The organism is Clostridium sp. DL1XJH146, from assembly GCF_054819755.1.
This window is the reverse complement of sequence record NZ_JBTVVN010000072.1, coordinates 1-9,089: the sequence shown is the minus strand read 5'-3', so window position 1 is coordinate 9,089 and position 9,089 is coordinate 1. Positions and strand designations below refer to the sequence as shown.

Sequence of the window (9,089 nt, the reverse complement as noted above, 5' to 3'; positions counted from 1 at the left end):
AGATAAAAGATAAAAGATAAAAGATAAAAGATAAAAGATAAAAGATAAAAGATAAAAGATAAAAGATAAAAGATAAATGATAAAAAGATTGAAATAAAGATTTTCCGACAGACGGGAGGAAAATCATCCATAATTGTGCATTGTGCATTGTGCATTTATATTATGAATAAATAGTATTGCTTAAAATGAGAGCATTAAAGTATAATATGATTGGTGAAATAATCGGGGAGAGGTGTTTAAGGTGGAAATTAATTGGAAAAAATTGCAGAATGGTACTGATATTCGTGGGGTTGCCCTAGAAGGCGTTGAAGGAGAAAAAGTTAATTTAACAGAAGAAGTTGTGGAGAGAATAGGTGCTGCTTTTGTTACTTGGCTAGGGGATAGAGCAAATAAAAAAGCTACTGATTTGAAAATTGCAGTTGGTATGGACTCAAGATTGTCAGGTCCAATGTTTAAAACAGCAGTAATAGAAGGGATTGCTAAAGGCGGGTGCACAGTTTTTGATTGTGATTTAGCGTCAACACCAGCTATGTTTATGACAACAGTAGTTGAAGGGTATAAATATGATGGTGCTATTATGCTTACAGCAAGTCATCTGCCATTTAATAGAAATGGACTAAAATTCTTTACTAAGGATGGAGGACTTGAAAAAGAGGATATAAAAAAAATATTAACAATTGCTGAAGAAAATAAAACAGAAATAGCTTCTCAAAAAGGTACTGTTAATAATATAGATTTTATTTCAGTGTATTCTCAAATTTTTGTGGATAAAATAAGAGAAGATGTTGGGGCTAAAGAAGATAAAGATAAACCTTTTAAAGGCCTTAAGATAATTGTTGATGCTGGAAATGGAGCAGGTGGATTTTTCGCTAAAAAGGTATTAGAACCATTAGGGGCTGATATTGGTGGAAGTCAGTTTTTAGATCCAGATGGTAATTTTCCAAATCATATACCTAATCCAGAAGTTAAGGAAGCAATGGAATCTATTCAAGAAGCTGTTAAGAAAAATAAGGCTGATTTAGGTATTATATTTGATACTGATGTAGATAGAGCGGCAGTTGTTGACAACGATGGAAAAGCAATAAACAGAAATAGATTAATAGCTTTAATAGGGGCAATAGTTTTAGAGGAACATCCTAATTCTACAATAGTTACGGACTCAGTAACTTCAAAAGGGCTTAAAGAGTTTATTGAAGATAACTTAAATGGCGTACATCATAGATTTAAAAGAGGATATAAGAATGTAATAAATGAATCAATTAGATTAAATAAAGAAGGTGTAGAATCACAGTTAGCTATTGAAACATCTGGACATGGTGCATTAAAAGAAAATTATTTCTTAGATGATGGTGCGTATTTGACAGCAAAGATATTAATAAAAATGGCAAAGATGAAGTTGGAAGAAAACAAAAATATAAAATTATTGATAGAAGATTTGAAAGAGCCAGTTGAATCACAAGAATTTAGAGTAAAGATAAAGAAAGAAGAGTTTGCAGAATATGGATTACAGGTTTTAGAAGATTTAAAAGCATATTCTTCTGTAAATGAAGGATGGACTATTGTTCCTAATAATTATGAAGGTATAAGAGTTGATTTGGATTCTAATAATGGAGATGGATGGTTTTTAGCTAGAATGTCTTTACATGACCCAGTAATGCCAATTAATATCGAGTCTGCTTCAGAAGAAGGAGTTAGAATTGCGGCAGAAAAACTTTATACATTTTTAAAAAAATATGAGTTTTTAGATTTAAATAGCTTTGAAAATTATTTAAAATAAAGTCAGTATAATAAATGAGCTACTATGTTATATTGCGAAATTATTTAATTAATAATATCGTGATATACTATAGTGGCTTTTTTTATCGTTATAGTAGAGGTAAATATATGATATGTATACTATTATAAATAATCTGAAAAGATTTAATTTTGATAATATTTAGAAAATTATCAACAATTATGAAATAAAGGAGTATAATAGGATTTAAGTACAAATATTATAATCCTAGATAAATTTATGTATATAATTCTGAAAAATCTAATAATATGTATAATCCAATTCTATTTTTATTGACATTCATTTTATAATTAATTCTAGTAAAATATTTCAAATCATATAATAATTCTATAGTTTAAAAATCCGACACAATGAGAAATTTAAAATTAAATTTTTAACAAATGATAAAGTATTTGTTTAAAAATTTATGTAAAAATAATACATTAATCGTAAAACAAGTAATAAGGCATTAGATTTTTAACAATAAAGTTTTGAATTCAGTAAGAGTATTAAAAACAAGGGGTGATTATTAGTGGAAGAAAAAAAGTGTTGTTGTGGTAATTGCACGGATCAAAGCAAGATTGAGGAAGTAAAGAATGTTGTTCATCAATTTAAAAATTTAAAAGGGGGATTAATACCAATAATGCATGAAGTCCAAAAAATCTATGGTTTTTTGGAGGAGGAAGCTCTACAAGTTATATCTGAGGAGTTGAAAATTCCTATGGCTGAAATTTATGGAGTCGCTACTTTTTATTCACAGTTTTCATTAGAACCTAAAGGGGAACATATCATAAGAGTTTGTTTAGGTACTGCATGTTATGTAAGGGGATCCCAAGCTGTTTTAGAAAAGATTTGTGGAGAATTGAAAGTTGAAGTTGGAAAAACAACTGAAGATAGGAAATTTACAGTAGAAGCTGCAAGATGTCTTGGAAGCTGTGGACTTGCGCCGGTTATGATGATTGATGACAAAGTTTACGGTGGTTTGCATCCTAATGATGTTGTTAGAATTCTCGAAGAATATAGATAGGGGAGGTGTGTTCTATGAAAAATTTAACTGTAAATGATTTGGCTGATATAAAAGAGAAGAATTTAGATAGAGTAAATCAAAATAAAGATAGAAAAACTACAAGAATAGTAGTTGGTATGGCTACTTGTGGCATAGCCGCTGGAGCAGCACCTGTGTATGAAGCAATAAAGCAAAAAATAGAAGCAATGGGATTAGAAGATGTAGTTGTTGCAAAAACAGGATGCATAGGATTATGTCAATTAGAGCCTATTGTAGAGGTTGTTAAACCGGGGATAGGAAAGGTAACTTATGTAAAGATGACACCTCATAAAGCAAGGCAAGTTATTAAAAAACATGTATTAAATGGAGAAATTGCCGAGGAATATACTATTCATGTTGTAAATAATAAGATTTTAAATGATTTTGATATCATTAATGATTGATAGGGGGGAGATTAATGGAGTTTTATACTTCTCAAGTCTTTATTGTAGATTGTAAAAGCGTAAATACTCAGGATACAAAAAAGATATATAAAACATTTAAGCAACAACTCAGATTACATAATCTAGAGAATGAGGTTGAGGTATTAAAAATAAAATGTGTTGGATTATGTGAGTATGCTCCTTTGGTTATTATTTATCCAGAGGGTACAGTGTATAAAAATATTACTACTAAAGATGTAAAGGATTTAATTGTAGAGCATATTATTAAAGAAAAACCATTAGAAAGATTAATGATAAAGGAAACAGAAGGGGATGGACGAATTCACTCAATTAATTCCTTAGAATTATTTAAAAAGCAAAAAAGAATTGCTTTAAGAAATTGTGGAGTGATTGACCCTGAAAATATAGATGAGTATATAGCTAGAGACGGATATAGCGCTTTAGCAAAAGTTCTCACCAAAATGAAAAAAAATGAGGTTGTTGATTTAATCAAAGATTCAGGGCTAAGAGGCAGAGGTGGCGGAGGCTTTCCTACAGGAGTGAAATGGAGTTTTGCTTCAGCACAAGATAGTGCAGAAAAATATATGATATGTAATGCAGATGAAGGCGATCCGGGAGCTTTTATGGATAGATCTGTATTAGAAGGAGATCCACATGCAGTCCTTGAAGCTATGGCTATAGCTGGATATGCAATAGGAGCTAGCAAAGGTTTTATATATGTAAGAGCAGAGTATCCTTTAGCAGTTGAAAGAATGCAGCTTGCTATAGACCAAGCAAAAGAATATGGTTTGCTTGGTAAGAAAATATTTCAAACTGACTTTGATTTCGATATTGAAATAAGATTAGGAGCAGGTGCTTTTGTTTGTGGAGAAGAAACTGCTTTAATGATGTCAATAGAAGGCAAGAGAGGAATGCCAGTAACAAAACCACCATTTCCTGCTGTTGAAGGCTTGTGGGGAAAACCAACCATTATAAATAATGTTGAAACCTTGGCTAATATTTGTCCTATAATTTTGCAGGGTTCAAAATGGTTTAAGAGTATTGGTACAGAAAAAAGTCCAGGAACAAAAGTTTTTGCTTTAGGTGGGAAAATAAGAAATACTGGGCTTGCAGAAATTCCTATGGGAATGCCATTAAAAGAGGTTATATATGATATTGGTGGTGGTATTCCAAATGGGAAGAAATTTAAAGCAGTTCAAACAGGGGGGCCATCAGGGGGATGTATACCAGCAGAGCACATAGAAACTCCTATAGAATATGATACTTTGGTAGCACTAGGTTCTATGATGGGTTCTGGCGGAATGATTGTCTTAGATGAAGACAATTGTATGGTTGATGTAGCTAGATTCTTCTTAGATTTTACTAAAGATGAGTCCTGTGGTAAGTGTACTCCTTGTAGAATTGGAACAAAAAGATTATTAGAATTACTAGAGAAAATAACTAAGGGTGATGGAGAGAAAGAAGATTTATATAAATTAGAGAAATTAGCTAAGCAGGTGAAGTCTTCTGCTTTATGTGGGCTTGGTCAAACAGCTCCAAATCCAATTATATCTACAATTAAATACTTTGAGGATGAATATATTTCACACATTGAGGATAAAAAATGTTCCGCTAAAGTATGTAAAAATCTATATCAATATATTATTGATACAGAAAAATGTAAGAAATGTGGAATGTGTGTCCGTAACTGCAATGTTGGTGCGATTTCAGGTAAAGTTGGAGAAACACATATTATAGATGGGGATAAATGTATTAAATGTGGTTTCTGCATGGAAGTATGTCCATTCGATGCAATATATAAAGATTAATTAGTAGAGAGGTGAGAATATGGAAAATGTAAAATTGATTATAGATGGAATTGAAGTGGAAGCTGCAAAAGGAACAACTGTCCTTCAAGCAGCAAGAAAGGTAGGAATTGAAATTCCTACATTATGTTTTCTTAAAGAAATCAATGAAGTATCTAGTTGCAGAGTATGTTTAGTAGAAGCGGCACCGAAATTACTTCCTTCATGTACTTTAAAAGTTGCTGAGGGAATGAATATTAAAACAAATTCTCCAAAAGTTAGAGAAGCTAGAAAAACAGTTGTTGAACTTTTGCTTTCTAATCATAAAAGAGAATGTACTACTTGTGTAAGAAATGGTAATTGTGAACTACAAAAGGTAGCAGAAGATTTAAATATTAGAGATATTGAGTATATGGGAGAAGTAACAAAAGGGAAATTAGACATATCCTCAAAATCTATTGTAAGAGATAATGAAAAGTGTATATTGTGTGGAAGATGTATAAGTACTTGTAACGTTGTTCAAACTGTTGGAGCAATACATTTTTCAGGTAGAGGTTTTGAAACCTCTGTAGCACCAGCTTATAATAGACCTTTAGGAGAAAGTATTTGTATAAACTGTGGTCAGTGTATAACAGCTTGTCCGGTTGGAGCTTTATCAGAAAAAGATAGTACAAAAGAAGTTTGGGATGCAATTATTGATGAAGATAAATACGTGGTTGTTCAAACTGCGCCGGCGGTAAGGGCTGCATTAGGTGAAGAATTTGGAATGCCCATAGGTACAAGTGTTACAGGTAAAATGGCTGCTGCTTTAAGAAAGTTAGGTTTTGATTCTATTTTTGATACAAACTTTGCAGCTGATTTAACTATAATGGAAGAAGGAACTGAGCTATTAAAAAGATTAGAAACAGGAGAAAATTTACCTATAATGACTTCCTGCTGTCTAGGGTGGGTTAAATTTGTAGAGCATTATTATCCAGGGTTTATAGATAACCTTTCTACATGCAAATCTCCACAAGAGATGGAGGGGGCTGTTATTAAGTCCTATTTTGCTAGGAAAAAAGGTGTAGATCCAGAGAAAATAGTAGTAGTTTCTGTAATGCCATGTACTGCTAAAAAGTATGAAAGTGCAAGAGAGGAATTATCAAATAAAAACCTTCAAGATGTAGATATATCAATTACAACTCGTGAACTTGCGAATATGATTAAAGAAGCAAGTATAGATTTTGTTAACTTGAAAGATGAGGAATTTGATAATCCACTTGGCGAATCTACTGGAGCGGCTGTAATATTTGGTGTAACAGGAGGAGTTGCAGAAGCAGCTTTAAGAACCGTTTTTGAAGTTGTATCCAATGAAAAACTTGAAAAGGTAGAATTTGAAGCTGTACGTGGACTTGAGGGGATTAAAGAAAATAAAGTTATGCTTCCAGATGGTAGAGAAATAAGTACAGCTGTTGTACATGGACTTTCAAATGCAAGAAAAGTATTAGATGATATGAAAGCTGGTAAAAAACAATATCACTTCATAGAAGTAATGGCTTGTCCAGGTGGATGTATAAACGGTGGAGGTCAACCAATAGTTAATTCAAAATTACAGGAAAAAGTAGATGTAAAAAAAGAAAGAACAAATGCAATCTATTGTGAAGATGAAAGTAAAGTAATAAGAAAATCTCATGAAAATCCATATATAAAAGTTCTTTATGAAGAATTCTTAGGAGAACCAAATTCACATAAAGCACATGAGTTATTGCATACTCATTATGTTAAGAGAGGATTGTTTGGTAAGAAATAAGAGGCGATCCTATTGGTGGGCACTAAATTGAGTTTAACTGTGGAAACTCTGTAATAATTATTTAAAAAGATATTAGATTAAATAACAGTATTTACATAAATGTAAATGCTGTTATTTTTTTATTATATAGGAAAATATATTTTTTCTTTCCTATACAATAAAAAATGAAGGGGTGCAGGGGAAGAATTCACAGCTTCTTTTAGGAGGTTGCTCAGGTGTGTTTGCGTCGTCAAAGGGAATCCCGCTGGCATGGCAGGTGTTTGTTTACAAACATTGAGAATACTAAGGTTTCCTAGCGAAGTAGCTTCACTGTCTTTTTATTGAAATAAATGGGTTTGATAGTATAAAATATAACTAAATCATAAAAAAACAATTATCCTGTAACGAAATCACTAAAAAACGGATATATATTATAGGAGGTGAAATGGTGCATAATATTGATGAAATCTATAGAGAGCAATCCCAAACTGTATATCGATTTTTATATAGTTATACACACGATGCAGATTTATCAGAAGAACTAACGCAAGAAACTTTTTATAGGGCTATGAAATCAATTAATAAGTATAATGGGAAATGTAAAATTTCAGTTTGGCTTTGTCAGATTGCAAAGCATATTCTTTATCAAGAATGGAATAAAAAAAATAAAAACAAGACAATAGCAATTGATGATAATTTTGAAGCAAGTACATATTCTACAGAAGAATTAATTATTTCTCACGAAAATAAAAAAGATATCTATAAAATGATACAAGCCTTAAACAACACTACAAGAGAAGTTATGTACTTAAGACTTACGGGAGATTTGAGCTTCAAAGAAATAGGTGAAATACTAGGAAAAACGGAGAATTGGGCTAGAGTTACTTTTTACAGAGGGAAATCAAAAATTATAAGGAGGATAGAAGATGAAGAATAATTTATCATGTAATACAGTTCAGGATTTGTTACCTATATATTTAGATGGACTTGCAAGTAAAGAAACAACAGAATATGTAGAAAATCATTTGAAGGAATGTAAGTTATGTCAAAATGAATATAAAAAGTTATGTGAACTTACTGAAAAAAATCAGGAAATTTCTTCTAAGGAGACAGCAACAATAAAAAGCTTGCAAAAGAAGATAAAGACAACGCTAATTACTATTATTATACTTGGAGTATTTTTAGTAAGTATAGATATGTATAGTTTATTTACAGAGGATACATATCATATTGTTAGAGTTGTGGATATATTATCGGTACTTCCAATATATATATTTATAGATTTTGTACCTTTATTTGCAATATTTGTTGCTTTAATCTGGAGGAAGACTAGTACTAAAACACAAAAAAAGTTTTGGCCTAATGTGTGGGTTTCTTTTTTGATAATATGTATGGTTGGCAAAGGAATTTTTTCTATAAGAAACTTTGTAGCATTATTAATGAAACAGTCAATAGGGAGGTTTTAAGATGAAGGATACTATTTCATGCGAAATTGTTAAAGATTTACTTCCAAATTGCATAGAAGATATAGTTAGTAAAGATAGTAAAAAGCTAGTATCAGAGCATTTAAAGAATTGCGACTGTTGCAAAAAAGAATGGGAAAATATGAATAGTTTAATGGAAGGAAAACCTGTTGGAAAAATAAAGATTAATTACTTAAAAAGAATTCATAATAAAGCTAAGACTATTTTATTTATATGTTTGGCATTAACTGTTTTCTCAAGTATAATTTCAATATTTCTTACTGACACAAATTGTGATGAAGCAATACTTACATTGGTATTTACCTTGTTTGCTTTAACCATAATTATAGTTAAATTATTGCCTTTGTTTGGATTAGTATTAAGTTTTTGGTTGTTTATAAGGACTAAGAAAAAATGGGCGAAAATTATTTGGCTTATTATTTTAGTTTTGTTTACCTTTATTTGTCTGTATTTGTATATTATTCGTATATAAATTTGCGAGCAATATAGTTACTTATGGATTTTAACGTAGCTAGCAGAAGTCTCCACCCTCAACAAAGTAGGATGGAGATGAATGCGTAAAAACAACTTATTTGTGCTATTATTTTGCATAAAAATATACTCAGTAGTAAATAATATAAATAGGTAATATAAATGAAATTAGATACAAATAATCATTCAGTATTCTTATTGAATTACCATCTTGTATTAGTGGTGAAATATAGAAGATAAGTGATAAAGAAATATATTCAAGATTAAGGAAAGAAATGAGGAGAAGGAGTTGCTAAAAGCTTACAAATATAGAATATATCCGAATTCAAAGCAAAGATTATATCTAGCTAAAACATTTG

9 protein-coding genes and 1 pseudogene are annotated in these 9,089 nt (G+C 30.9%); all 10 read left to right on the top strand.

Features of this window, described 5'->3' with window-relative positions; translation table 11 throughout:
- The first annotated feature begins 241 nt into the window (after nt 1–241).
- Nucleotides 242–1,777, top strand: coding sequence for a phosphomannomutase/phosphoglucomutase (locus ACVHXK_RS18130; protein ID WP_461207817.1), 1,536 nt, complete (start codon nt 242–244; stop codon nt 1,775–1,777).
- Nucleotides 1,778–2,306: 529 nt separating this feature from the next.
- Nucleotides 2,307–2,801: an NADH-quinone oxidoreductase subunit NuoE gene (gene nuoE, locus ACVHXK_RS18125; protein ID WP_461207816.1), complete on the top strand. Its 495-nt coding sequence runs from the start codon at nt 2,307–2,309 to the stop codon at nt 2,799–2,801.
- A 14-nt stretch (nt 2,802–2,815) separates the two neighbouring features.
- A complete protein-coding gene (locus tag ACVHXK_RS18120; RefSeq protein ID WP_461207815.1) occupies nt 2,816–3,223 on the top strand; it encodes a (2Fe-2S) ferredoxin domain-containing protein in 408 nt (135 codons plus the stop codon).
- A 14-nt stretch (nt 3,224–3,237) separates the two neighbouring features.
- Nucleotides 3,238–5,031, top strand: coding sequence for an NADH-quinone oxidoreductase subunit NuoF (nuoF, locus tag ACVHXK_RS18115; protein ID WP_461207814.1), 1,794 nt, complete (start codon nt 3,238–3,240; stop codon nt 5,029–5,031).
- Between the two features lie 19 nt (nt 5,032–5,050).
- Nucleotides 5,051–6,796 (top strand): NADH-dependent [FeFe] hydrogenase, group A6, encoded by a 1,746-nt coding sequence (locus ACVHXK_RS18110; protein ID WP_461207813.1) that lies wholly within the window; start codon nt 5,051–5,053, stop codon nt 6,794–6,796.
- 424 nt (nt 6,797–7,220) lie between these two features.
- A complete protein-coding gene (locus ACVHXK_RS18105) occupies nt 7,221–7,712 on the top strand; it encodes an RNA polymerase sigma factor (protein ID WP_461207812.1) in 492 nt (163 codons plus the stop codon).
- Complete coding sequence (locus tag ACVHXK_RS18100) at nt 7,702–8,241, top strand: zf-HC2 domain-containing protein (RefSeq protein ID WP_461207811.1); 540 nt, start codon at nt 7,702–7,704, stop codon at nt 8,239–8,241. The genes ACVHXK_RS18105 and ACVHXK_RS18100 overlap by 11 nt, the downstream gene beginning before the upstream one ends.
- Nucleotide 8,242: 1 nt before the next feature.
- Complete coding sequence (locus tag ACVHXK_RS18095) at nt 8,243–8,731, top strand: hypothetical protein (protein ID WP_461207810.1); 489 nt, start codon at nt 8,243–8,245, stop codon at nt 8,729–8,731.
- Between the two features lie 161 nt (nt 8,732–8,892).
- Nucleotides 8,893–8,967, top strand: a pseudogene (locus ACVHXK_RS18090) (IS200/IS605 family transposase); the annotation flags it as partial.
- A 52-nt stretch (nt 8,968–9,019) separates the two neighbouring features.
- Nucleotides 9,020–9,089: helix-turn-helix domain-containing protein (locus ACVHXK_RS18085; RefSeq protein ID WP_461207818.1), on the top strand; the 70-nt coding region annotated here is incomplete at its 3' end.

Coding starts and splice junctions, on each gene's coding strand:
- ACVHXK_RS18100 (WP_461207811.1), top strand. CDS start 7,702: ATGAAGAATAATTTATCATGTAATACAGTTCAGGATTTGTTACCTATA.
- ACVHXK_RS18105 (WP_461207812.1), top strand. CDS start 7,221: ATGGTGCATAATATTGATGAAATCTATAGAGAGCAATCCCAAACTGTA.
- ACVHXK_RS18110 (WP_461207813.1), top strand. CDS start 5,051: ATGGAAAATGTAAAATTGATTATAGATGGAATTGAAGTGGAAGCTGCA.
- ACVHXK_RS18095 (WP_461207810.1), top strand. CDS start 8,243: ATGAAGGATACTATTTCATGCGAAATTGTTAAAGATTTACTTCCAAAT.
- nuoF (WP_461207814.1), top strand. CDS start 3,238: ATGGAGTTTTATACTTCTCAAGTCTTTATTGTAGATTGTAAAAGCGTA.
- ACVHXK_RS18120 (WP_461207815.1), top strand. CDS start 2,816: ATGAAAAATTTAACTGTAAATGATTTGGCTGATATAAAAGAGAAGAAT.